We start from the raw sequence: 24,402 nt of genomic DNA on the forward strand, positions 1-24,402 counted from the left end.
ATGACTGACGCAGCCACCCCGCCCGTACGCTCCCTGGAAACCCTGGATGCCCTCGCCCCCGGGCAGATCGAGGCCGTGACGCGCCTGCTCGCCGAGGCCGCCCGCACCGACGGCCAGCAGGCCGTGTCCGAGCAGGGCAGGCTCCAGCTGCGCGGCGGCCCCCGCGAGGGGGTGCGCCATCTGCTGCTCACGGTGAACGGCGAACTCGTCGGCTACGCCCAGCTGGAGGACACCGACCCGGTCGAGGCACCGGCGGGCGAACTGGTCGTCCACCCCGGCCACCGCGGCCGCGGCCACGGCCGCGCGCTCGGCCAGGCGCTGCTCTCGGCCACCGGCAAGCGGCTGCGCGTGTGGGCGCACGGCGGGCACGCGTCGGCTCGCCATCTCGCCCAGATCCTCGGCCTCACGCTGTTCCGCGAACTGCGCCAGATGCGCCGCCCGTTGGACCCCTCGGCCTTCGCGGAGCCGGTGCTCCCCGAGGGCGTGACCATCCGCACGTTCGTCCCCGGCCAGGACGACGAGGCCTGGCTGCGGGTCAACGCCGAGGCGTTCGCCCACCACCCCGAGCAGGGCTCCCTGACCCAGCGCGACCTCGACGACCGCAAGGCCGAGCCGTGGTTCGACCCGGCCGGCTTCTTCCTCGCCTTCCGCGACGGGGAGCTGATCGGCTTCCACTGGACGAAGGTGCATCCCGCTTCGGAAGGGGAGCGGCTCGGCGAGGTGTACGTGGTCGGGGTGCGCCCCGGCGCGCAGGGCGGCGGCCTCGGCAAGGCCCTGACGGCGACCGGCCTGCGCCACCTGGCGGCGGCCGGACTGCCGACGGCGATGCTCTACGTGGACGCGGACAACAAGGCGGCGGTCACGGTGTACGAGCGGCTCGGCTTCTCCACGTACGAGACCGACCTGATGTACCGCACCGAGTCCTGAGCCCGGAGCCCCCGACTCTCCGACGCTCCGACGCTCCGACTCCCCAACTCCCCCAGGGGCCGCGCCTCTTGACGCGGCCCCTCTCCTCGTCCACCCTTTCACTATTCAATTAGTGAAAGGGGGTTGAGAGTGTGTTCGCGTACCGGATCGACCGGCGCAGCGGTGTGGCCACCTACGTCCAGATCGTCCAGCAGACGAAGCAGGCGCTGCGCCTCGGGCTGCTCGACGTCGGCGACCAACTGCCCACCGCACGCGAGGTGGTGGCGGCGACCGCGATCAACCCCAACACTGTGCTCAAGGCCTACCGCGAGCTGGAGCGCGAGGGCCTGGTCGAGGCACGACGCGGCATGGGCACCTTCGTACGGCGCACGCTGGGCCGCGCGGACCACGACGGACTGCGGGCGGACCTGGCGGCGTGGGCGAAGCGGGCGCGGGCGGAGGGGCTTGAGCGGGAGGATGCGCTGGCCCTGGCGGCCGCCGTACTCGAAGAACACTTTCCGCAGGGGCGCGAGGGGGAGGCCGGATGAGCGGGCCGGAGTGGGCAGTTGAGGCGTCGGGCCTCGTGATGCGGTACGGACGCAGGCGGGCCCGCGTGCTCGACGACTGCACCTTCGCCGTGCCGGCCGGCCGCGTCTGCGGTCTGGTCGGCCCGAACGGCGCGGGCAAGTCGACGCTGCTCGCGCTCGCGGCAGGTCTGCTCCGGCCCTCCGGCGGCGAGCTGAAGGTACTCGGTGCGGTGCCTCCGGGGGCGCGCGCGGACGTCGCGTACGTCGCCCAGTCCAAGCCGCTGCCGGCGCAGCTCACGGTGGCGTCGGTGCTCCGGCTCGGCGCGGAGCTGAACCGGTCCTCGGGGCGGTGGTCCGCGTCGGCCGCCGAGACGATCGCGTACGAGCAGGGCGGACTCGACCCGAAGGCCCGTATCCGCTCACTCTCGGGCGGCCAGCGCACGCGGGTCGCCCTCGCGCTCGCGTTCGGCAAGCGGGCCCGTCTGATGCTGCTGGACGAGCCGATGGCGGATCTGGATCCGGTGGCGCGCCAGGAGCTGATGGGCGCGCTGATGGCCGAGGCGGCCGAGCACGGCACGACGATCGTGATGTCCTCGCACGTGCTGCCCGAACTGGAGGGGACCTGCGACCACTTGGTGCTGCTCGGCGGTGGGCGGGTGCGGCTCGCGGGCGCGGTGGACGAGCTGGTGTCCTCCCATGTGCTGCTCACCGGGACCGGCCCGCTCGACGGCCAGCGCGTCGTGGAGCACCGCCCGGCCGGCCGGGGCGCGACGGCGCTCGTTCGGCGCGGGGAGGCGCTGCCGCCGGGCTGGGATGCGGTGGAGCCGTCCCTGGAGGAGATCGTCCTCGCGCATCTGCGCACGGCGTCCGGTCCGGCTGTGCCCGAGGAGGCTGCCGTATGAGCACGATGTCGTTCGCCCCTCGGGGGCTGACGTGGGCGGTGCTCCGGCTGCACCGGGTCGCGCTGCTGCTCGGGGGGCTGTTCCTCACCCTGATGGTGGGCTCCCTGCTGTGGGTGCGTTCCCGGGGTATCGAGGCCGGCAGCCTCGACAGCGGATGCGCCATCCCGGCGCAGCCCGGCCTGCGCGACTGCAGGGAACCGGCACCCTCGGTGCTCCTCGACTGGACCGGCGAGGCCAGCACGCTGGCCACAGTCATCGCCTGGATGAGCTACGGGATCGCCGCATACGCGGCAGGCGCCCTCATCGCGCGCGAACTGGAGAACGGGACCGCCGCGCTTGCCTGGACCCAGTCCGTCTCGCCGGCCCGCTGGCTGGCTTCGAAACTGCTCGTGCCCGCCATACTCCTCACCGTGGGCGGCACCGCCCTGGTCCTGCTGTACCGCTGGATGTGGCAGGACGCGCCCCCAGGCCTGCGCAACAGCTGGAGTTACCCGGACACCTACGTCGACCGCGGCCCCGTCGCCGTCGCGTACCTCTTGTGCGCACTGGCAGTGGGCGCTCTCACCGCGGTGGCGGTACGCCGCGTTCTGCCCGCGATGGGCATCGCCATGGTCGCCATGCTGCTCGTCCTCGAGGGCCTCCACCGTATGCGCGACCAGCTCTGGCCCACGGACAGCACCTCCATGACACTGCGCGGCTGGTGGTCGGCGGGCGGGATCGACGACCACCCGGCCAAGCACTTCTGGCCGCTCCAGCTCATGGAGACCGGGATCGTCCTGGCCCTGACGGCGGCCCTCACCGCCACCGCCTTCTGGCTGCTGCGCCGCCGCACCCCCTGACCGGCCGCACACGACCCATAAGCCGCCGTACGCCCTGACAGGGGGAGGCGCGTACGGCAAGGGCGACCCCGGGGGGCGGACGAACCCCCGGGGTCGCCCCACGATGTCCTGCACGTCATGTCGCCGTAACCAACGATTCAGACGGCCTTGCGACGCTCGGTGGATGCAGGCCCCTTCCGAGAGCCCGACCACCTCCCCGCCGGAGCGCCCCCACCTCGTCCGAGACGGCTCCGAGGACGCGGCGGCTGGATTCGCCACGAGGCGGAACAATGAGTACATGAACACGCCCCAGGTCCCCGTGCACGCCCAGCCCTCCGTCGGTTCCATAGCCGCGCACCGGCCGCACACCGTGGCCGCCGCGGTCTCCGACCTCGAGCCCGACCTCGACGCCGATCTGGACGCGTACGAGGAGGACGGCGAGGGCGCCGAGCTGCCGCAGGGACGGTTCCTGGACCGTGAGCGCAGCTGGCTGGCGTTCAACGAGCGCGTGCTCGAACTGGCCGAGGATCCGCACACGCCCCTGCTCGAACGGGCGAACTTCCTCGCGATCTTCGCCAGCAACCTGGACGAGTTCTTCATGGTCCGCGTGGCCGGCCTCAAGCGCCGTATCGCCACCGGTGTGGCCACCCGTTCCGCCTCCGGCCTGCAGCCGCGCGAGGTGCTCGATCTGATCTGGAACCGCACGCGCGAGCTGATGGCCCGGCACGCCGCCTGCTTCCAGGAGGACGTCGGCCCGGCGCTGGCCGAGGAGGGCATCGGGATCGTCCGCTGGGGCGATCTCACCGAGAAGGAGCAGGCCCGGCTCTTCACCTTGTTCCGGCAGCGGATCTTCCCCGTGCTGACCCCGCTGGCCGTGGACCCGGCCCACCCCTTCCCGTACATCTCGGGTCTCTCGCTGAATCTCGCGGTGGTCGTACGCAATCCCGTCAGCGGTCACAACCACTTCGCGCGGGTCAAGGTGCCGCCGCTGCTGAACCGCTTCCTGGAGGCCTCGCCCGGCCGGTACGTGCCCATCGAGGACGTGATCTCAGCGCCCGCGCACCTCAAGGAGCTGTTCCCTGGCATGGAGGTGCGCGCGCACCACATGTTCAGGGTCACGCGCAACGAAGACCTCGAAGTGGAAGAGGACGACGCGGAGAACCTGCTCCAGGCCCTGGAGAAGGAGCTCATGCGGCGCCGCTTCGGGCCGCCGGTGCGGCTCGAGGTCGAGGAGTCCATCGACCGGTACGTGCTCGATCTGCTGATCCGCGAGCTGAAGATCTCCGAGGCGGAGGTCTATCCGCTGCCGGGTCCGCTCGACCTGACCGGCCTGTTCAACATCTCCTCGCTGGACCGCCCCGAGCTCAAGTACCAGAAGTTCGTGGCCGGTACGCACCGCGACCTCGCCGAGGTCGAGTCCGCCTCGGCGCCCGACATCTTCGCGGCGCTGCGCGAGCGCGACGTGCTCCTGCACCACCCGTACGACTCCTTCTCGACCTCCGTGCAGGCCTTCCTGGAACAGGCCGCGGCGGACCCGGACGTGCTCGCCATCAAGCAGACGCTGTACCGGACTTCGGGCGACTCGCCGATAGTGGACGCCCTGATCGACGCCGCCGAGTCCGGCAAGCAGGTGCTCGTCCTCGTCGAGATCAAGGCGCGCTTCGACGAGCAGGCCAACATCAAGTGGGCCCGCAAGCTGGAGGAGGCCGGCTGCCATGTCGTGTACGGGCTCGTCGGCCTGAAGACCCACTGCAAGCTGTCGCTCGTCGTCCGGCAGGAGGGCGACACCTTGCGCCGCTACTCGCACGTGGGCACGGGCAACTACCACCCCAAGACGGCCCGTCTGTACGAGGACTTGGGGCTGCTGACCGCCGACTCGCAGGTCGGCGCGGACCTCTCCGACCTCTTCAACCGCCTGTCCGGCTACTCGCGCCGCGAGACCTACCGCCGCCTGCTCGTGGCCCCCAAGTCCCTCAGGGACGGCCTCATTTCGCGGATCAACGACGAGGTCAAGCACCACCGCGCGGGCCGGCCCGCACACGTCCGTATCAAGGTGAACTCGATCGTCGACGAGGCGATCATCGACGCGCTCTACCGCGCCTCGCAGGCGGGCGTGCCGGTCGACGTGTGGGTGCGCGGCATCTGCGCGATCCGGCCCGGGGTCGAGGGCCTCTCGGAGAACATCCGGGTCCGCTCCATCCTCGGCCGCTTCCTGGAGCACTCGCGCGTGTTCGCCTTCGGCAACGGCGGCGAGCCCGAAGTGTGGATCGGCAGCGCCGACATGATGCACCGCAACCTCGACCGCCGTATCGAGGCACTCGTCCGGGTCGTCGACCCGGCCCACCGGGCAGCACTCAACCGGCTCCTGGAGACCGGTATGTCCGACACCACCTCGTCCTGGCACCTGGGCCCCGACGGCGACTGGACCCGGCACGCGCAGGACCCCGAAGGACAGCCCCTGCGCAATGTGCAGGAGATGCTCATCGACGCGCGGAGGCGCCGGCGTGGCTCAGCGAAACCCTGACCGCAGCAAGGCCGCGGGGGCCGACCCCGCGGACGGCGGCTCGGAGGACCTGGTCCGATACCTTCAGGACCAGGCCACGGAATTCCTGCGCGCGCTGCGCCAGCACCGCGAGAGCGGCGCACCGGAGGCCTCGTCCTCGGCGATGGCGCTGCGCCGCGCGGCCCGCCGCATCAGCGGCACCCTGCACACCTTCCGGCCGCTGCTCGACGCGAGCTGGTCGGACGAGCTGCGCACCGAACTCGCCTGGCTCTCGGGCACGTTGGCGCGCGAGCACGCGTACGCGGAACGTCTCGAGCGGCTGCTGACCGCGCTCCAGCGCCTCGCCGGCAGCACCGCCCCGATCCCGGCGCAGGCCGCCACGGCCGGCACCGGCCAGCTCACCGTGGGCGCCGCCAAGGCGGGCGCGCTGCTCGACCGGCAGCTCACCCTGGCCCGCACCCGCGCCCACTCCACCGCGCTCCAGGCCCTCGGCTCCTCCCGCTTCCACGCGGTCGCGGACGGGGTCGCGGTGCTCGCCAGCGACGTACCGCTGCGCAAGGACGCGGCGGCGCACCGGCTCGCGCCGTTCGCCGCGGACGTGGAGGCGCGCCTCTGCGACGCCGTGCAGACCCTCCCGCTGGTGCGGGCCGGCCATCCGTACAACGCGGAAGCGCTGGTGCACGGCCTCGCCTCCGACGGCGCGCCCGAGACCCAGGACACCCCCTGGCACCAGGTCCGGCTGCTCCTGCGCCTGCACCGCTACGCCCAGGAGGCGCTGGGCGTACGGGACTTCGCGCCCCACCTCGTCACCGCGAGCCGCGCCCTCGACCGGCACCGCGACGCGGCCGAGGCGGCGGCGGCCGCGTCCGCCGCCGCCCGCACCCCCCGAATCGCCCCGGCCACGGCTTACGCGCTCGGCGTCCTGCACGCCGACCAGCGGCACGAGGTCGAGGCGGCACGTTTCGCCTTCAAGGGGGCGTGGCAGCGGGTGGAGAGCGGGGCGGCGGTGAGCACGCCGTGAGGCGGCGGGCGGATGGCGGGGTGTACGGGGTGAGCGGCGCGCACGGGGCGGGCACCCCTTCGGGCCCGGTGAGCGCGCCGTGAGCGCCCCCTCCGAGCTGGTGCGCGCCGCGGGCTGCGTCCTGTGGCGCCGCTCCCCGGTGGACGACTCCCTGGAGATCTGCCTGGTGCACCGGCCCAAGTACGACGACTGGTCGCACCCGAAGGGCAAGCTCAAGCGGGGCGAGGACGCCCTGGCCGGCGCGCTGCGCGAGGTCGAGGAGGAGACCGGCCACACCTGCGAGCCCGGCCCGCGCCTGCCGTCGGTCAGCTACTTCACGGGCGGCCGCCCCAAGGTCGTCCACTACTGGGCCGCCCGCTGCACCGGCGGCCGCTTCCAGCCCAACCGCGAGGTAGACCGCCTGCTCTGGCTCTCCCCCGCGGCGGCACGCTCCCGGGTGACCCAGCCCCGGGACCGGACGCTCATCGACGAGCTCCTGGCGCATTTCAGCCGCGCCTGAGTCCGCCCCCGTACCCGTACCGGCGTGACCCGTCCCACTCCGCCGCACGGATTGGGCGTAATCGGACCGTGACCTAACCACACGGACCGCGTAGGTTCACCTGCCGTTCACTCTCGGCCATCGGCGGCTTCACCTGTCCTGCCTAATTTCGGCTGTACGCGGTGCGTGTCGCTGACAAAAAGCGGCCGGCACCCCGCCGCGATACGCACGAGATACCTACGGGCCCTCCAGCGGGCCACACAGATTTCCTATGTCACACGACATCGCACGCCGCTCCGACGACGGCGGCTCCTGGAAGGAACTCCCGAAAGTGAAGCTTCAGCGCATGAACCGGCGGGCCCTCACCCTCGGTGCTCTCGCCGTCTCCGGCGCCCTGGCCCTCACGGCGTGCGGCTCGGACGACACGAGCGGCGGCTCCGGCGGTACCAACACCGCGGCCGCCCCCGACACGTCCAACATCAAGTGCGACGATGCCAAGGGCCAGCTGCTCGCCAACGGCTCCTCCGCGCAGGCCAACGCGATCCAGACCTGGATCAAGGCCTACACGGCGGCCTGCAAGGGCGTGCAGATCAACTACAAGGCCGAGGGTTCGGGCGCGGGCGTCACCGCCTTCCTCCAGGGCCAGACCGCGTTCGCCGGCTCGGACTCCGCGCTCAAGCCCGACGAGCTGACCGAGTCCGCGAAGGTCTGCAAGGACTCGCAGGCCATCGACCTGCCCATGGTCGGCGGCCCGATCGCGGTCGGTTACAACGTTCCGGGTGTCGACAAGCTGGTCCTGGACGCCAAGACCCTGGCCGAGATCTTCAACAACAAGATCACCACCTGGAACGACCCGAAGATCGAGAAGCTGAACCCCGACGCCAAGCTTCCCGACACCAAGATCCAGGCCTTCCACCGCTCGGACGAGTCCGGCACCACGGACAACCTGACCAAGTATCTGAAGGCCGCCGCGCCCGACGCCTGGCCGTACGAGCCGGGCAAGGCCTGGGAGCCGAAGGGCGGCCAGTCCGCGCAGGGCTCCTCCGGTGTCGCCCAGCAGGTGAAGCAGACCTCCGGCTCGATCTCCTACATGGAGCTCAGCTACGCCAAGGACGGCATCAAGACCGTCGCGATCGACACCGGCGCCTCCGCCCCGGTCGAGGCCAACGTCGACAACGCCACCAAGGCGATCGCCGACGCCAAGGTCGTCGGCAAGGGCAAGGACCTCGCGCTCGAGCTCAACTACGCCACCAAGGCCGAGGGCGCCTACCCGATCACCCTGGTGACGTACGAGATCGTCTGCGAGAAGGGCAACAAGGCCGAGACCCTGCCGGCCGTGAAGTCCTTCCTGGGCTACGCCGCCTCCGAGGAGGGCCAGGCCACGCTGAAGGACCAGGGCTACGCCCCGATCCCGGCCGAGATCAACGCCAAGGTTCGCGAGACCATCGCCGCCCTGAGCTAATGGAACCGAGTGCGGCCGGGCGGTCGCAGTACGTGACCGCCCGCCGCACCGTCCGGTGCACCGCCGCCAGGAGCAGCAGCACACGCTGACGCTCCAGGAGCCGCCGCCCGCAGACCGCACGGCACGCTCCGCAGACCGGAGACTCCCATGGACATATCACCTTCCACGACAGCACCTCCCCCACCGCAGGACGCGCAGCCGAAGCCGATCTCGCACAAGGCCGCCGCCCGCGGCGCCACCCGCCCGGGTGACCGGGTCTTCCTCGGCCTCTCCCGCGGGTCCGGCATCCTGCTCCTGCTGATCATGGCCGCCATCGCGGCCTTCCTGACCTACCGCGCGTCGATCGTCCTGTCGAAGAACGAGGGCAACTTCCTCACCACCTTCGAGTGGGACGCCAACGCCATCCCGCCGTACTTCGGTATCGCGGTCCTCGCCTTCGGCACGATCGTCTCGTCGATCATCGCGATGGTCATCGCCGTCCCGATCGCCGTCGGCATCGCGCTCTTCATCACGCACTACGCGCCGCGCAAGCTGAGCGGTCCCATCGCCTACGTGGTCGACCTGCTCGCCGCGGTGCCCTCCATCGTCTACGGCCTGTGGGGCGCCCTGTTCCTGGTGCCGCACCTGACCGGCCTGTTCAGCTGGCTCGACCAGTTCTTCGGCTGGACCGGGGTCTTCGAGTGGCAGGGCGGCGCCCCGCGCTCGCTGCTCACCGTGGGCATCCTGCTCGCGATCATGATCCTGCCGATCATCACCAACGTCAGCCGTGAGGTCTTCCGGCAGGCGCCCCAGATGCACCAGGAAGCGGCGCTCGCGCTCGGCGCGACCCGCTGGGAGGTCATCCGCATGTCGGTGCTGCCCTTCGGCCGCTCCGGCATCATCTCCGCCTCGATGCTCGGCCTCGGCCGCGCGCTCGGCGAGACGATGGCCGTCGCCACGGTGCTCTCCCCGAGCTTCCTCATCAACGCCAGCATCCTCGACCCGGGCGGCGGCACCTTCGCCCAGAACATCGCCAGCAAGTTCTCCGAGGCGACCGAGCAGGGCCGTGACGCCCTGATCGCCTCCGGCCTGGTGCTGTTCGTCATCACGCTGCTGGTCAACGGCGCGGCCCGCGCGATCATCGCCCGCCGCAAGGAGTACTCGGGGGCCAACGCATGAGCCACGCACTGAACACCCAGACCCCGCCGCCCGCGCCCTCCACGCTGCGCGGAGCGCGCCTGCCGAAGTGGGCCCCGTACGTCATCGCGGCCGGCTCCGTGGCCGCCGGGTGCGGCATCGGTCTCGCGGGCGGCCTCGACAGCCGGATCCAGTGGGGCCTGATCGCCTCGATCCTGTTCCTCCTGGTCACCTACCTCCTGGCCGCCAAGGTCGAGGGCGGTCGCCAGGCCAAGGACCGGATGGCCACCAGCGTCGTCTGGGTCGCGTTCCTGCTCGCGGTGATCCCGCTGGTCTCCCTGATCTGGGAGACGGTGGCCCGCGGCATCAAGGTCCTCGACGGCTACTTCCTGACCCACTCGATGGGCGTCCTCGCGGACACCGACGTCGGCGGCGGCATCTACCACGCCCTCATCGGCACCCTGGAGCAGGTCGGCCTCGCCACCCTCATGGCCGTCCCGGTCGGTCTCCTCACGGCGATCTACCTGGTCGAGTACGGCCGCGGAAAGCTGGCCAAGGCCGTCACGTTCTTCGTCGACGTCATGACCGGCATCCCGTCGATCGTCGCGGGCCTGTTCATCCTCAGCTTCTGGATCCTGATCCTCGGCCAGGGCTACTCCGGCTTCGCCGGCGCCATGGCCCTCGCGATCCTGATGATGCCGGTGGTCGTCCGCTCCACCGAGGAGATGCTCAAGCTCGTCCCGAACGAGCTGCGCGAGGCCTCCCTCGCCCTGGGCGTCCCGAAGTGGCGCACGATCCTGAAGGTCGTGCTCCCCACCTCGCTCGGCGGCATCACGACCGGTGTCATGCTGGCAGTGGCGCGTATCGCCGGTGAGACGGCGCCCGTGCTGCTCCTGGTCTGGGGCAACCCGCTGATCAACACCAACCCGTTCGACGGCCCGCAGGCCTCGCTGCCGCTGTACATCTACCAGCAGTACGCGAACAGCGCCGGCTCTCCCGCGGCGTACGACCGGGCGTGGGCGGCGGCCCTCACCCTGATCATCCTGATCATGCTCCTCAACCTGGTGGCCCGCGGCATCGCCCGCTGGAAGGCCCCCAAGACGGGCCGCTGACGCGGCCATGAGGCTCCGGCGACGGAGCCGCTCAGCGACCCTCTCCCCGCACTTCCCGAAAGCAGTGATCCCCATGGCCAAGCGAATCGACGTAGGCGGCCTGACCGCGTACTACGGCTCCCACAAGGCGATCGAAGACATCTCGATGACGGTCGAGCCCCGCTCGGTGACGGCCTTCATCGGCCCCTCCGGCTGCGGCAAGTCGACCTTCCTGCGCACCCTCAACCGCATGCACGAGGTCACCCCCGGCGGCCGCGTGGAGGGCAAGGTCCTCCTGGACGGCGAGGACCTGTACGCCTCCGCGGTGGACCCGGTGAACGTGCGCCGCACGATCGGCATGGTCTTCCAGCGCCCCAACCCCTTCCCGACGATGTCGATCTTCGACAACGTGGCGGCGGGCCTGAAGCTCAACGGCAACTACAAGAAGTCCGAGCTCGCGGACGTGGTGGAGAAGTCCCTGCGCGGCGCGAACCTCTGGAACGAGGTCAAGGACCGCCTCAACAAGCCCGGCTCGGGCCTGTCCGGCGGTCAGCAGCAGCGCCTCTGCATCGCGCGGGCCATCGCCGTCGAGCCCCAGGTCCTCCTCATGGACGAGCCCTGCTCGGCCCTGGACCCCATCTCCACCCTGGCGATCGAGGACCTGATCGGCGAGCTGAAGGAGCGCTTCACGATCGTCATCGTGACGCACAACATGCAGCAGGCCGCCCGTGTCTCCGACCGCACGGCCTTCTTCAACCTGGCCGCCGTCGGCCAGCCCGGCCGCCTCATCGAGATCGACGACACGGAGCGCATCTTCTCCAACCCGTCGGTCCAGGCGACCGAGGACTACATCTCGGGCCGCTTCGGCTAGGCCCCCCGGTTCCGCCGAGCGGTGCTGCATGGCGGTGCCACCGCCCGGCCCGGGCCCGCCCCCTCTTGGGGGCGGGCCCTTTTGGGTGTTCGGGGGTGCCCGGCCTGGGGTGCTGCGCGCCGGTGGGGGCGCGCCTGGGCGCCTGCGGCGCGCAAATTCCCCTACCCGCCCCTTCCCGAAACCGGGGCTCCGCCCCGGACCCCGCATCCGGCCTGCGGCCGGATCTCCTCAAGCGCCGGAGGGGCTGAAAGTGGGGGTCCGGGGCGGAACCCTCGCCAACAGAAGCGGGGCCCGCCCTCAGAAGAAAGCAGGCCCCGCCACGTTTCAGCGCATACGCGTCCTACAGGAACGCGAGGTTCACCAACCAGAAGCTGAACGCAGCCACCAACGCCGCCGCCGGCATCGTGATGAACCACCCCAGGATGATGTTCTTCGCGACACCCCACCGCACCGCGTTCACCCGCTTCGTGGCCCCCACACCCATGATCGCCGAGGTGATCACATGCGTCGTGGAGATCGGCGCGTGGAAGATGAACGCGGTGGTGAACATGATCCCCGCGCCCGTGGTCTCCGCCGCGAACCCCTGCGGCGGATCCAGCTCGATGATCTTGCGGCCGAGCGTCCGCATGATCCGCCAGCCACCCGCGTACGTACCGAGCGACAGCATCACCGCACAGGCCACCTTGACCCACACGGGGATCGGGTCGCCGGGCTTCTCGACATCGGCGATGACCAGCGCCATCACCACGATGCCCATGGTCTTCTGCGCGTCCTGGAGGCCGTGGCCGAGGGCCATGCCCGCCGCGGACACCGTCTGGGCGATACGGAAGCCGCGCTTGGCCTTGTGCGGGTTCGCACGGCGGAACATCCACATGATCGCGACCATCACCAGGTAACCGGCCACGAGGCCGACGACCGGCGACAGGAACATCGGGATCACGATCTTCTCGACGATCCCGGACCAGATGACCCCGATCCCGCCGGCGAGCGCCGCTCCCACCAGGCCGCCGAACAGGGCGTGCGAGGAGGACGAGGGCAGGCCGAAGTACCAGGTGATGAGGTTCCAGACGATCGCGCCGACCAGGCCGGCGAAGAGGATCCACATCCCCTTGGAGCCGTGCGGCGTCTCGATGATGCCCTCGGAGACCGTCTTCGCGATGCCGCTGCCGAGGAAGGCACCGGCCAGGTTCATCACCGCGGCCATCGCGAGCGCCGCGCGGGGCGTCAGCGCACGCGTGGAGACCGATGTGGCGATGGCGTTCGCGGAGTCGTGGAAGCCGTTCGTATACGTGAAGAAGAGGGCGACACCGATGGTGACGACCAGAGCGAAGGTGTCCACGAAGCCTCAGGACTCCTTGACCGCGATGGTCTCCACGGTGTTGGCGACGTGCTCGAACGCGTCCGCCGCCTCCTCGAGCACATCGACGATCTGCTTCAGCTTCAGCACCTCGATGGCGTCGTACTTGCCGTTGAAGAGCTGGGCCAGGAGCTTGCGGTGAATCTGGTCGGCCTGGTTCTCCAGACGGTTGACCTCGATCCAGTACTCCGTGAGGTTGTCCATGGTCCGCAGGTGCGGCATGGCCTCGGCGGTCAGCTCGGCGGCGCGCGAGAGCACCTCGATCTGCTGCTCCACGCCCTTGGGCAGCTCTTCGACGTTGTAGAGGACGACGAGGTCGACGGCCTCTTCCATGAAGTCCATGATGTCGTCGAGGCTCGACGCGAGGTTGTAGATGTCCTCGCGGTCGAAGGGCGTGATGAACGAGGAGTTCAGCTGGTGGAAGATCGCATGCGTGGCGTCGTCTCCCGCGTGCTCCGCGGCCCGCATACGCTCTGCGATCTCGGCCCGGGCGGAGGAATCCGCCCCGAGCAGTTCCATGAGGAGCTTCGAGCCCGTCACGATGTTGTCCGCGGAAGCCGCGAACATGTCGTAGAAGCTCGTCTCCCTGGGGGTCAGACGAAAACGCACGTGGGGTCCTCGGGGTGCTTCGGATTCGGTGAGGCTGATGCTAGGCGCATCAACCGGCCACGGCTAACCGGCCGCTCCCCAGTGTCGCCCATCGGGCACAGTGATCAGCACGGGCCCTCCCGTGACGGGGGCCTCACCGGGCGATGGCGCCCAGGCGGCGGGCGTGCGGCCGCCCGGTGACGGGGAGAAACACCCCGGGCAGGTCGGCCCGGGGGCCGGCGAGCGGGCGGCACGGCCCGATGGGCCGGTCGGCACAGCGCGAGAGCTGTGGCCGAAATGAGCGTGTCGAGTACCATATACCCACCAGGGGTATACCGGCAGGGTCCGGTGTACGCGATGAGGAGGACGGGATGACCACCACCGAGGCCGGCGCCGCCGAGGCGGGCAGCGCGACCGCGACGGAGACCGCGCCCGCCGTGGTCACGGACCACGACCGCGGGATCCACGGCTACCACAAGCAGAAGGACGAGCACCTCAAGCGGCTGCGCCGCATCGAGGGCCAGATCCGCGGCCTTCAGCGCTTGGTCGACGAGGACGTCTACTGCATCGACATACTCACCCAGGTCTCGGCCTCGACCAAGGCCCTCCAGTCCTTCGCGCTCCAGCTCCTGGAGGAGCACCTGCGCCACTGCGTGGCGGACGCGGCCGTCAAGGGCGGCGAGGAGATCGACGCGAAGGTCGAAGAGGCGACGAAGGCGATCGCGCGACTGCTGCGGACCTGAGGCGGGAGCGGGGGCGCCGACCGCGCGCCCCTGGCCCGGCAACCTCTCCGGTTACCTCTCCCCCTCGCCTTCCCCGCGCAGATCCCCCACCCTCAGCACCTCGTCGATCCGGTCCGCGCTGAGCCGCTCCTCGTCCGCGGCCGAGGCCGCGATGATGAGGTCGCCGCACAGCTCGATCTCGGCGAGGGCGACGTGGTCCTGAACCGCTCCCCTGCTCTGGGCCGGCGCCACGTACATCACCTCTTTCCGCCGTCGGCGGTCGCAGATTCGTCCCGAGTCCGACTTCCTAGAGTAGGGAGCGGTCTACGGAACGCGCATGGCACGTATGGACCATTTCGGGTGGGCCGTTTCGGGCGTGAAGTCGGCTGCCCGCAGGGCGAGTTCGGGATCGGCGCGGCCGGAGCCCGCCTTCTCAGCCTGTCGCGATCTTCCCGGCGTAGATGTCCTCGGCCTCGGGCAGCCGGGCCGAGGCCTTGGTGCCGAACGCGTCGAGCCAGGTCGTCGACACGACGGCGACCCCCTCGGCGCCGGACGCCGCGCCGGACCCCGAACCGGATCCTGCACCGGACCCGGACCCCGAGCCGGTCTCCGCGCCGGATCCGGCCTCGGTGCCGCCCGCCGGCTTCGCCCCCTGACTCCCGCCGTCCGTCTGCCCGTTGGCGAAGCTGAACTCCTGGCGGATCTTGCGCAGCCGCCCCTGGTCGTCGAGGTATGCGTCGAAGGGCACGGTGTCCGTGCTGAACCCTTTCGCCGCCGCCCGGAGCACGGCCCTGTTCTCCTTCGGCGCCAACTCGGCCGCGCGCGCCAGGTCGGTCACGCCCCGGTAGTGCCGCACCGCCGTGCCGTTCACCTCCGCGGGCCCCACGTACTCCACCGAGTGTGCGCCGCGCAGCAGTTCGGCGGCCGTGAGCGGGTCGGTGGCGCCGCCCGTGACGAGGTTGCCGTCCGAGAGCGAGGCGGTGTCGATGCGGACCCACTTGTCGGCGGGCACGCCCGCGCCGCGGTTCTTCATGTAGAGGGCGCCGGGCGCAAGCATCTCCGTGATCGGAGCTTGCGGCTCGGCGCCCGAGGGGTCCTGCGGCAGCTGCACTTCGAGCTCGCCGACCCGCCGTACGAAGTCGTACGTGCCGGCGCCGCGGATCGTCACGCGGGTCCCGCCCGAGGCCATCTCCATCGAGGTGCGCGCCCGTGCCGTGCGGGCCTCTACCAGCTCGTCGGCCGCGCGCCGCAGGACTTCGCGCGGATCGCCGCCCGCATCGTCCGCGGCGGCACCGCCCGGCGAACAGCCTGTCGTGGCCAGGACCAGCGCGGCCAGGCCCGCACCCACCGGAGCGGCCAGGAGGCGCCGGCTCCTGCCGCTGCGACGCCCCTCGAGCTGCTGCACCACCATCGCCTGCCTACCCCCAACACTGGCCGTCCGTACGCGGGCCCCCTTGTGTTCCGCTTAACGACTGGTAACGGCACCCGTCACGGGCCTGTAGCACGGCCCGTGGGCCGTTACGGTTGAAACGTGCAACAAAAGCCACCACCTCCGGCCGCACCCGCCCAGGCCGCCGTGCACCACACCAGCACGGTCGAGCAGGGCAAGTTCTGTGTCGCGCACTGCACCTGCGGGTGGCGCGGACCGGCCCGAAGGGCACGGTCCAAGGCCAGATCGGACGCGCTGGAGCACGCGGGCGGCTGACCCCGGCGGGCCCCGGGCCGCGCTCCGCCGGCGCCACGGAACCCTTCCGCGGCCGCAGCCGTCCGTACCTGCGACGGGCACGTCCGCAGGCGGAGGGCGGGTACACGGAACTCATGGACCACGTGCGGAACATGGACCGGCGTACGGCCATCATCGGCGGGGCCACGCTCGCGTGCGCGGCCGCCGCGGCGGCGTGCAGCGGCGGCTCAGGCGGCTCCGGCGGCTCCGGCGGGGAGGAGAGCCGGGGCGGTGGCACCACCGCTTCCCCGCCCCCGCCCGACGGGCCCCCCAGCCGGGGGCCGTCCGCCCGTACCCCGGACTGGCCGGCCCTCGCCGAGGATCTCGACGGCGAGCTGGTGCGCCCCGGGGACGCGGACTGGGACACCGCGCGGCAGCTGTTCAACACCCGCTTCGACGCGCTCAGGCCCGCGGCCGTCGCGTACGTCGCCGGCAGCGAGGACATACGGACCGCGCTCGCGTTCGCCCGGCGCACGGGCACCCCGGTCGCGGTGCGCGGCGGCGGCCACTCGTATGCGGGCTGGTCCTCGGGGGACGGACGCCTGATCCTCGACACCTCCCGGCTCTCGGGGATACGGGCGGGCGGCGCGAGCGCGAGCATCGGCGCGGGCGCGCGCCTGATCGACGTCTACCGTGCGCTGGCCGCGAAGGGCGCGACGCTGCCGGCCGGTTCGTGCCCGAGCGTGGGCATCGCGGGCCTCGCGCTCGGCGGCGGGCACGGGGTCGCCTCCCGTGCGTACGGACTGACCTGCGACAGCCTGACCAGCGCGACGCTGGTGACCGCGGACGGGCGGGAGTTGGTGTGCACGACGGACCAACACCCCGATCTCTTCTGGGCGTTGCGGGGCGCGGGGGCCGGCCAGTTCGGTGTGGTGACGGAGCTGGGCTTCACCACGCATCCGGCGCCGCGGGCGGTGACCTGCGCCATGTTCTGGCCCGGGGAGCGCGCGGCCGACGTGGTGCGGGCCTGGCAGCGGTGGGGTCCCGGGCAGCCGGACGAGATCTGGTCGCAGTGCCGGATCGGGGTCGAGTCCGGCGGCCGGCCGTCGGTGCGCGTCATCGCGTTCTCGCTCGGCACGTACGGGGAGTTGCAGAACGCCGTGGACCGGCTCGCCGACGCGATCGGCGCCTCCGCCTCCTCGGTCTCGCTCCAGCGCAGATCGTACGAAGAGGCCATGGAGTTCTACGCGGGCTGCGCCTCTTCCTCGGACGAGGCGTGCCATCTGCCGGGCGCTCTGCCCGGCCGCGAGGAGGCGGGCGTGCTCGGCCGGGCCACGTATGCCGCCCGTTCCGACTTCTTCGCCCGCGAGCTGCCCGCGGCCGGGATCGCGGCGCTGACCGGACTGCTGAGCGGGCGGGCCGACGCGCGTGACGTCTCGGTCTCGCTCACCGCCCTGGGCGGTGCGGTGAACCGGGTGGCCCCGACCGCCACCGCGTTCGTGCACCGCCGCCAGCGGGTGCTCGTGCAGTACGAGGCGGGCTGGCAGGCCGGGACCGCGGGCACCGGTGCACAGGCCTGGCTGGCCTCCGCGCGCCGGGCGATGCGCCCGTACGCCTCGGGTGCGGCGTACCAGAACTATGCGGACCCGACGCTGTCCGGCTGGCGCACGGCGTACTACGGTCCGGCGGCGCCCCGTCTGACCCGCGTCAAGCGCAGGTACGACCCGGAGCGCCTGTTCGCCTTCCCGCAGGCGCTCTGAGCGGCCGGGAGCGCACGCCCCCCCATCCGGCGGTATCCGCCCCCCGTCCGGCCCACCCGACACGCCCTCGGGTGGCCCAGTTCCCGCCCCGGGGGTGCCCTGGAGGCATCGGTCGTTCCCGCAACCCGAGGGCAGGTCAGCATGAGCACGAAGAGGACCCGTACCCGAATAGCCCCGCTCGGCTCCGTCGCCGCCGCCGCGATGCTGCTCGCCGCAGGGGCGAGCCCCGCGGCCGCCGCCTCCGGCACCGGCGAGTTCGCCGCCACGCACCCCGAAGCAGGACCCCTCGCCCTGGCCTCGGCCGCGGTCGCCGCGGTGGCCGGCGGCTACGGCCTGAAGCTGATGCGCCGCCGCCAGGCGGAGGACAGGGAGCAGGCGGGGACGGTGAGCCCCGAACCGCCGGGCACGGAGGTCACGGTCGCGGCCCAACAGGCGGCAGCTGAGCCGCAGTTGACCGCACAGACCGTCAACTCGGCGGGCTAGAGCGGGCGGCGGACGCCGCCGCTCAAGCCGCCAGGTCGTTGCGCCCCGCGTCCGGGTCGGCGGCGTCGTCCGCCACCCGCGGCTCCGGGAGGTCCACGGTGTCGGGGGTGAGCGGCGCACGCCGGGCCCGTACGAGGAAGCCGGCGCGCGGCGAGCGGGCGATCGCCGTGACGAGCGGGGTGAGCAGCGCCATCGCGAGCGGCGCGAGCAGCAGAGTGGTCGCCGTGCCGAGCGCGAAGCCGCCCACGACGTCCGTCGGGTAGTGCACGCCCATGAAGATCCGGCAGAAGCCCTCCAGGAGGGCGAGCCCGATGCCGATCAGGCCGAACTTGCGGTTGGCCACGAAGAGTCCGACGCCGAGCGCCATCGCGAGCGTGGCGTGGTCGCTGACGAACGAGTAGTCCGTCTTGCCGTGCACGAGCAGCTCGAGGCCCTTGTGGTCGAGGAAGGGGCGGGGGCGCTCGACGAACCCGCGGATCGGGATGTTGACGAGCACCGCGATGCCCGCGGCCAGCGGCGCCCACACGAGCCCGGCGACGGCGGTCTCCGGCTCGGGGCGGCGCCGCACCGAGGTCCAGCACCACAGCACGAGGACGACGAGGGCGACCAGGAGCCCGTACTCGCCGACGAAGCCGATCGCGCGGTCGAGCCACTCGGGGGTGGACCTGGTGAGTCCGTTGATGTCGTAGAGGAGGTCGACGTCGGGGTTCGAGGCGCCGTCGACGGCGATCTCCGGTCCGGCGGACGCGCGCGCGAAGGCGCTCTCCACTCCAGCCATGGTGCCGCGGCCCCTTGTCTCGTCGTGGGCGCGCGTGGGTGCGCGCCCTTGTTCTCAACCCCCGTGCTTCAGCCTGGTCAGTGCGTCTGCCGTCGGTGTCCCGGACCAGTGTCGCGGTCCGTCGCCCGTAGAACGTTCACTTCCCCTGGATACGTTCCACTCTCCACTGAAAGATCACTCGGACGTTATCGAAGAGTGACTCATCGCCGCAGCTCAGAGCGGTGGTCGGACGATTGCTTTCGGCCAACTCACGTCTGCGAAGCGGCTTCCGCAATCCCTTCGCGCGCCTCGCCCAGGGCCTGCGCCCCGTCCTGCGTGACCCGGGTCGCACCGAAGTAGTCGGGGGTGTCCACCGGCGCGAAACGGATCACCGCCCCGGGCCGCGGAGCGTCGATCATGTAGCCGCCGCCGACATAGATGCCGACGTGCCGGATCGCCCGCGAGTTGGTCAGGTCGTCCGAGAAGAACACCAGGTCACCGGGGAGGAGTTCGCTCCGTTTGGGGTGCGGTCCCGCGTTGTACTGGTCGTTGGCCACGCGCGGCAGCTCGACGCCCACGGTGGCGTACGCGGCCTTCGTGAGGCCCGAGCAGTCGAAGCGGCCGCCCTCCTCCGGCGTCCCGTCGCCGCCCCACAGGTACTCCTTGCCGAGCTGCTCCTGCGCGAAGGAGATCGCGCCGGCCGCCTGCCGCGAGGGAGAGACTCGGCCAACAGGGCGCGCGAAGGACTTCTCGAGGGTCGTGATGGTCTTCACATAGTTCTGGGTCTCGCGATACGGGGGTACACCGCCGTACTTGATGACGGCGTACGCCCCCGCGTTGTACGCCGCCAGCATGTTGTGCGTCGGGTTGCCCGGGGCGTCCTTCACGTAACCGGCGAGCTTGCAGTCGTACGAAGCGGCGGACGGGATCGCGTCGTTGGGATCCCACACGTCGCGGTCGCCGTCCCCGTCGCCGTCGAGCCCGTGCGCGGCCCAGGTGCCGGGGATGAACTGCGCTATGCCCTGCGCGGCCGCCGGACTCTGCGCCTTCGGGTTCCACCCGCTCTCCTGGTACAGCTGGGCGGCGAGCAGGGCCGGATTGATCGCCGGGCAGAGGTTGCCCCACTTCTGCACGAGCGGCTGGTACGCGGCCGGCACGGCGCCCTTGGCGAGGCCGACGGCTCCCTTGCCCACCCCGTTCGCCAGATTGCCCGCGACCATGAAGGTGCCGACGACGAGCAGCAGCACGAAGCCGAGTCCGCCGCTCAGAAAAACGGCCGTGACCAGCCAGGCCTTACGCATCGTCCACCGCCCCTCACGCACAGGAAGTCCGCCGCGCCCAGTGTATGGGCGGGCGGACTTCTGTTCGCGTACCTGTGGACAACTGCCGTGCCGGACCGACTGATTCAGGCCGCGAGGGCCACCGCCTCCACCGCCGGCGCCCGCAGCTGCCGCCAGGCCGTGCCCACGCTCGTGCCGATCGTCACCGCCGCGGCGATCCCCGTGACGGCCAGCCAGATCCCGAGGCCCTGTCCGGGCAGGAGCCCGTCGGTGCGTACGGAGGTGAAGGCCACGATGCCCGCGAAGCCGGTGAGCGATCCGAGGGCGACGCCGGTCACCGTGAGGACGGTGCTCTCGGCGGCGACCATCGCGAGCACCTGCCGCGGGGTGGCGCCGGCCAGGCGCTGCTGGCCGAACTCCCGTACGCGGTACGAGGTGGTCGCGTAGAGCGTGTTGATCAGCATGATGCAGCAGAAGGCCACGATGATCCCGACGACCGCGTAGTTGAGCGTCTCCAGGGTCTTCGCGTCGGCCGCCTTGACCAGGCCGGAGGCCCGCACCGCGTCGTTCTCGACGCCCTGCATGTACAGGGTGGCGACGGCCATGCCGGTGAAGAGGATCAACGGCATGAGCACATTGGACAGTTGGGCGGCGCGCTGCCGCATGTTGCGCACGGTCAGGTAGCCGCCCGCGCCGGCGAGCGCGGTGACCGGGCCCTCGAGCACGGTGAGCGCGACCGGCAGGATCCGCGTCGACAGGAGCGCGCAGCACACGGAGAGCAGGATCGCCCCGTACGCGGCCGGCGCCATGAGCATCTCGGCGTCCCCGTCGAAGGCGGAGGTGGACGCGAGGCTGAGGGCTCCGGCGCCGAGCGCCGCGTAGGAGAAGAAGGTCCGCGCGCGGCCCTGCTTCCTGACGGTGCGGCGGCCCGCGCGACGTACGGCGAGGAAGGCGGCGCAGACGGAGGCGAGCAGGGTGATGTCGAAGCCTGTGCTGAGCGCGATCGGCCCGAAGGAGTGCTCGACGGAACCGGCCACCTGCCCGCTGTCCTGGAACAGGTCGAGCAGCGCCCGCCCGCCGAACATGGCGGGGATCACGGCCAGCGCGGCACCGAGCAGCGCGACGGCGAAGGCCTCGCCGACGACCATCCGCTTGATCTGCGCGGGGGTCGCGCCGGTGGTACGGAGCAGCTCGATCTCGTCGGCGCGCTGGCGTACGGCGACGGTGAGCGTGGAGGCGACGGCGAAGAACACCAGCAGGCTGCCGTAACCGCCCACCACGCTCGCGGCGACGGTCAGGGTCTCCGCGCTGCGGTCGTCGACCCCGGCGCCGGCGGCCGTGTCGTGCATCGAGTTGAAGGTCATGATGATCAGCGCGCCCAGGAAGGCGCTGAACAGGGTGGCGGCGAACCGTCCCGGCCGCTGCCGGACGGAGCGCAGGGCGAGCGCGAACATGTCCGTCACACCCCCTGTGCCGCGTAGTCGTGCCCGTTGATGTCGTCGCCGAGGTGCGCGAGCCGCTCCGCGACCGCGTCCACCGTCGGCCGCTGCATGTGCCCCGCGAGCCGCCCGTCGGCCAGGAAGACCACCGAGTCCGCGTACGAGGCGGCCACCGGGTCGTGGGTCACCATCACCACGGTCCGCCCGTGCACGCGTACCGCCTCCTGGAGGAGCCGCAGCACGTCGCGCGCGCTGCGGATGTCCAGGGCGCCGGTCGGCTCGTCGGCGAACACCACGGCCGGTTCGGTGACCAGGGCGCGCGCGATGGCCACGCGCTGCCGCTGCCCTCCGGAGAGTTCGTCGGGCCGGTGCTTCAGGCGCCCGCCGAGCCCCACCTGCTCCAGTACGGAACGGGCCTTGGCCTTGTCGATCCGCCGCCCCGCCAGCTTCAGCGGCAGGATGGTGTTCTGCGCGACGGTCAGCGTCGGCAGCAGGTTGTACTGCTGGAACACGAACCCGATGCGCCGGCGCCGGAACTTGGTGAGCTCGGCCTCGCTGCCCTTGCTCATCTCCTCGCCGGCCACCATCACGATCCCGCTGTCGGGCCGTTCGAGCCCGGCCGCGCACTGGAGCAGTGTGGTCTTGCCGGACCCGGAAGGGCCCATGACCGCGGTGAACGTCCCGCGCGGCAGCGACAGGCTCACCCCGTCGAGCGCCCGCACGGCACTCTCGCCCTCCCCGTAGCTCTTGCTGACCTTCACGAGCCGCAGCGCCTCGTCGCTGTGCCGCCCGGAGGGCCTCTGCGCCTTGTCCCTACGCCCGAACATGTCAGCCCCTTTGTCACGTCTTCTCCGTATGTACGGCGGTTTCCGCTGCCGTACTTCGAAGGTAGGGACGGGAGCTCGGCGGCACATTGGGCGTGGGGCCCGGACCGGGGTGGTGGTGGGTACACCCCGGTGGGGTGGGGGTGGGACCGCCGGACCGGCCGTACGGGGTCGGGCCCGTGCGTGCCCTGTCCGCTCAGGCAGGCGCCTCCCCCACCCGCCCCGCCAGCCCCTCCGGCACCAGCGCCCCGCGCTCCACCAGCCGTGCCACCTCGGGCAGCGCGGCGAGGACCAGGCGGCTGCGGTCCGTGCCCTCGGCCTCCGCGAGGCGGGTGAGGTGGTCGCCGAGGGTCTCGTCCTCGCGGCCGCTCGCGCCGAGCAGGGCGACGGCGAGCGGGGTGGTGCGGTCGTTCCAGTTCAGGCCGTCCGCGGGGGTCTTGAGCAGCTGCTGCTTGAGCTGCCAGCCGCGCGCCGCCGCGTCCGGTTCGGGCCGCAGCGAGGCCTCCTGCCACAGCCGGACGCCCACGCCGGGCCGGAAGCGGGAGGTCAGCGGGTCGTGGTCGCGCAGCCAGTCCTGGCGCGTGAACCAGTCCGCGACCTGCGCGCCCGTCAACTCGGCGGCCTCCGGGGACAGTTCCTCGATCCGTACGACGGGGTCGTGCCGGTCCGTGCGGCGCAGCACCACCGTCCCGGTCCCCACCCCGGTGATCTTCCGGTCCTCGAACCACCGCAGCCACGCCTCACGCTGCCCCAAGTGCTCCTCGCCGCCGCTCTGTTCGAGCCAGTGGTCCACGTACGCACGCGCGTCCGTCACGCCGCGCTGCACGATCCAGGCGTCCAGGCCGCCGCCGGCGGGCAGCCAGTGCGCCACGCGCTCGCGCCAGTCCTCGCCCGCGACATGGGCCCAGTTCGCGCGGAACTGGAGGTGGCCGCCCTCGGTGAGCAAGTCGGGTGCTGCGGCGGCCAGTTCGGCACCGATCGTGTCGCCCGGCCGTCCTGAGTCGCGGTACACGCAGTGGACGGTGCCGGGCCCGACGGCGTACGGCGGGTTGGAGACCACCAGGTCGAAGCGCCGCCCGGCGACGGGCTGGGTCATGTCGCCCTCCAGGACCTCCCAGTCGAGCCCGTTCAGCGCGGCCGTCGTGGCGGCGAAGCGCGCGGCGCGGTGCGAGAGGTCGGTGGCGACCACGGACGCGGCCTGATCGGACAGGTGCAGAGCCTGCACCCCGCAGCCCGTGCCCAGGTCGAGCGCCGTGCCGACCCGGTGCGTGAGCAGGGCGCGGCGCAGCAGCGTCGCGGTCGGCCCGATCGGCAGCACCCGGTCCGCGCGCCGGTCGTGCGCCTCGGGCCGCAGGAACAGCGGGAAGTCCGAGACCGCCCACCACTTCTCGTACGGGTGCAGATAGACGGCGGCCCGCACCTGCCCCTCGCCCGCAGGCTCGAGCAGCGGTACGAGGGCCTCCTCGACCTGGACGAGAGGGACGCCGCGGCCGCACATGAACAGCCGGATGAGCACGCCCAACGGGTCGTCTTCGCCGAGGAGTCGGAGGGCGGGCCCGGGGTCGTAGCGATTGAGGGCATGGGCCGCTTCGAGCCCGATCCGCGTGACGATCCCGTCCCGCGTGTAGCCGTGCCGCAGGAGCGCGTCGCGCAGGGCGACGGTGGCCTGAGGCGTGAGCAGAGGCGCTGTGCTGGTCGTCATATGAGGGTATTCGGCGGGCCGTCCGGCCCTCTTGACCCTTACTCCATGCGGTTACCGCCATTGAGCGAACGGGCTGAACTGACCTTGCCGCACGGCGAGTTGAGATCAACATTCCGTTTCGCCCTGCTATGG

At 71.6% G+C, this 24,402-nt stretch carries 24 protein-coding genes; 15 read left to right on the forward strand and 9 right to left on the reverse strand.

The genetic code is table 11. The annotated features are described in order from the left end of the window. The 11 genes from mshD to pstB all read left to right on the forward strand — a co-directional run bounded on the left by mshD (window position 1) and on the right by pstB (window position 11,695). Entirely contained in the window at window positions 1-927 is a 927-nt protein-coding gene (gene mshD / locus BLT97_RS31580; protein WP_093616379.1) for a mycothiol synthase, read from the forward strand. A gap of 131 nt (window positions 928-1,058) precedes the next feature. After that, window positions 1,059-1,454 (forward strand): GntR family transcriptional regulator, encoded by a 396-nt coding sequence (locus tag BLT97_RS31585; protein ID WP_093616381.1) that lies wholly within the window; start codon window positions 1,059-1,061, stop codon window positions 1,452-1,454. Further along, window positions 1,451-2,335 carry an ABC transporter ATP-binding protein gene (locus BLT97_RS31590; protein WP_093616383.1) on the forward strand — a complete coding sequence of 295 codons (885 nt, stop codon included), beginning with the start codon at window positions 1,451-1,453 and terminating at the stop codon, window positions 2,333-2,335. Before BLT97_RS31585 ends, BLT97_RS31590 begins: the two co-directional genes overlap by 4 nt. Further along, complete coding sequence (locus BLT97_RS31595; protein ID WP_093616385.1) at window positions 2,332-3,174, forward strand: hypothetical protein; 843 nt, start codon at window positions 2,332-2,334, stop codon at window positions 3,172-3,174. The genes BLT97_RS31590 and BLT97_RS31595 overlap by 4 nt, the downstream gene beginning before the upstream one ends. Before the next feature lie 277 nt (window positions 3,175-3,451). Then, on the forward strand, window positions 3,452-5,677 hold the full coding sequence (locus BLT97_RS31600) for an RNA degradosome polyphosphate kinase (protein ID WP_093616387.1): 2,226 nt from the start codon (window positions 3,452-3,454) through the stop codon (window positions 5,675-5,677). Then, window positions 5,658-6,677, forward strand: a complete 1,020-nt coding sequence (locus BLT97_RS31605; protein WP_342742801.1) for a CHAD domain-containing protein — start codon at window positions 5,658-5,660, stop codon at window positions 6,675-6,677. Before BLT97_RS31600 ends, BLT97_RS31605 begins: the two co-directional genes overlap by 20 nt. A gap of 79 nt (window positions 6,678-6,756) precedes the next feature. After that, a complete protein-coding gene (locus tag BLT97_RS31610; protein ID WP_093616391.1) occupies window positions 6,757-7,176 on the forward strand; it encodes an NUDIX hydrolase in 420 nt (139 codons plus the stop codon). A gap of 310 nt (window positions 7,177-7,486) precedes the next feature. Continuing rightward, entirely contained in the window at window positions 7,487-8,617 is a 1,131-nt protein-coding gene (gene pstS / locus BLT97_RS31615) for a phosphate ABC transporter substrate-binding protein PstS (protein WP_093616485.1), read from the forward strand. 147 nt (window positions 8,618-8,764) lie between these two features. Then, entirely contained in the window at window positions 8,765-9,775 is a 1,011-nt protein-coding gene (gene pstC / locus BLT97_RS31620) for a phosphate ABC transporter permease subunit PstC (RefSeq protein ID WP_093616393.1), read from the forward strand. Then, window positions 9,772-10,845, forward strand: a complete 1,074-nt coding sequence (gene pstA / locus BLT97_RS31625) for a phosphate ABC transporter permease PstA (RefSeq protein WP_093616395.1) — start codon at window positions 9,772-9,774, stop codon at window positions 10,843-10,845. Before pstC ends, pstA begins: the two co-directional genes overlap by 4 nt. 73 nt (window positions 10,846-10,918) lie before the next feature. Continuing rightward, window positions 10,919-11,695, forward strand: coding sequence for a phosphate ABC transporter ATP-binding protein PstB (gene pstB / locus BLT97_RS31630; protein WP_093616397.1), 777 nt, complete (start codon window positions 10,919-10,921; stop codon window positions 11,693-11,695). A 340-nt stretch (window positions 11,696-12,035) separates the two neighbouring features. On the opposite strand, the gene BLT97_RS31635 is transcribed toward pstB, so the two are convergent. Both BLT97_RS31635 and BLT97_RS31640 read right to left on the reverse strand, forming a co-directional pair. After that, window positions 12,036-13,034, reverse strand: a complete 999-nt coding sequence (locus tag BLT97_RS31635) for an inorganic phosphate transporter (protein ID WP_093616399.1) — start codon at window positions 13,032-13,034, stop codon at window positions 12,036-12,038. Between the two features lie 6 nt (window positions 13,035-13,040). Continuing rightward, window positions 13,041-13,661, reverse strand: coding sequence for a DUF47 domain-containing protein (locus BLT97_RS31640; protein WP_093616401.1), 621 nt, complete (start codon window positions 13,659-13,661; stop codon window positions 13,041-13,043). A 350-nt stretch (window positions 13,662-14,011) separates the two neighbouring features. Between BLT97_RS31640 and BLT97_RS31645 the strand changes: the two genes are divergently transcribed. Continuing rightward, complete coding sequence (locus BLT97_RS31645; RefSeq protein ID WP_093616403.1) at window positions 14,012-14,383, forward strand: metal-sensitive transcriptional regulator; 372 nt, start codon at window positions 14,012-14,014, stop codon at window positions 14,381-14,383. A 51-nt stretch (window positions 14,384-14,434) separates the two neighbouring features. Here the strand turns inward: BLT97_RS31645 and BLT97_RS31650 are convergent, their stop codons facing one another. Beyond that, window positions 14,435-14,620 (reverse strand): hypothetical protein, encoded by a 186-nt coding sequence (locus BLT97_RS31650; protein WP_093616405.1) that lies wholly within the window; start codon window positions 14,618-14,620, stop codon window positions 14,435-14,437. Between the two features lie 175 nt (window positions 14,621-14,795). Then, window positions 14,796-15,773: an SCO4651 family lipoprotein gene (locus BLT97_RS31655; protein ID WP_093616407.1), complete on the reverse strand. Its 978-nt coding sequence runs from the start codon at window positions 15,771-15,773 to the stop codon at window positions 14,796-14,798. A gap of 120 nt (window positions 15,774-15,893) precedes the next feature. Between BLT97_RS31655 and BLT97_RS38100 the strand changes: the two genes are divergently transcribed. The 3 genes from BLT97_RS38100 (at window position 15,894) to BLT97_RS31665 (ending at window position 18,268) form a co-directional block, all read left to right on the forward strand. Next, a complete protein-coding gene (locus BLT97_RS38100; RefSeq protein WP_176953957.1) occupies window positions 15,894-16,067 on the forward strand; it encodes a hypothetical protein in 174 nt (57 codons plus the stop codon). Between the two features lie 131 nt (window positions 16,068-16,198). Beyond that, window positions 16,199-17,785, forward strand: coding sequence for an FAD-binding oxidoreductase (locus BLT97_RS31660; protein WP_093616487.1), 1,587 nt, complete (start codon window positions 16,199-16,201; stop codon window positions 17,783-17,785). Window positions 17,786-17,926: 141 nt separating this feature from the next. After that, window positions 17,927-18,268, forward strand: coding sequence for a hypothetical protein (locus BLT97_RS31665; RefSeq protein ID WP_143041421.1), 342 nt, complete (start codon window positions 17,927-17,929; stop codon window positions 18,266-18,268). 22 nt (window positions 18,269-18,290) lie between these two features. Here BLT97_RS31665 and BLT97_RS31670 read toward each other — a convergent pair whose 3' ends face one another. The 5 genes from BLT97_RS31670 to BLT97_RS31690 form a co-directional block, all read right to left on the reverse strand. Then, entirely contained in the window at window positions 18,291-19,046 is a 756-nt protein-coding gene (locus BLT97_RS31670; RefSeq protein WP_093616411.1) for a phosphatase PAP2 family protein, read from the reverse strand. 248 nt (window positions 19,047-19,294) lie between these two features. Then, the gene (locus BLT97_RS31675) at window positions 19,295-20,326 is read right to left on the reverse strand and encodes a C40 family peptidase (protein ID WP_093616413.1); all 1,032 of its coding nucleotides are present in this window, start codon (window positions 20,324-20,326) and stop codon (window positions 19,295-19,297) included. Window positions 20,327-20,430: 104 nt separating this feature from the next. Continuing rightward, window positions 20,431-21,759, reverse strand: a complete 1,329-nt coding sequence (locus tag BLT97_RS31680; protein ID WP_093616489.1) for an ABC transporter permease — start codon at window positions 21,757-21,759, stop codon at window positions 20,431-20,433. 5 nt (window positions 21,760-21,764) lie between these two features. Continuing rightward, the gene (locus BLT97_RS31685) at window positions 21,765-22,571 is read right to left on the reverse strand and encodes an ABC transporter ATP-binding protein (RefSeq protein WP_093616415.1); all 807 of its coding nucleotides are present in this window, start codon (window positions 22,569-22,571) and stop codon (window positions 21,765-21,767) included. Between the two features lie 193 nt (window positions 22,572-22,764). Next, entirely contained in the window at window positions 22,765-24,270 is a 1,506-nt protein-coding gene (locus BLT97_RS31690) for a methyltransferase (protein WP_093616417.1), read from the reverse strand. Window positions 24,271-24,402: the final 132 nt, after the last annotated feature.

Origin of the sequence: Streptomyces indicus, assembly GCF_900100315.1 — a bacterium.
GTDB lineage: Bacteria > Actinomycetota > Actinomycetes > Streptomycetales > Streptomycetaceae > Streptomyces > Streptomyces indicus.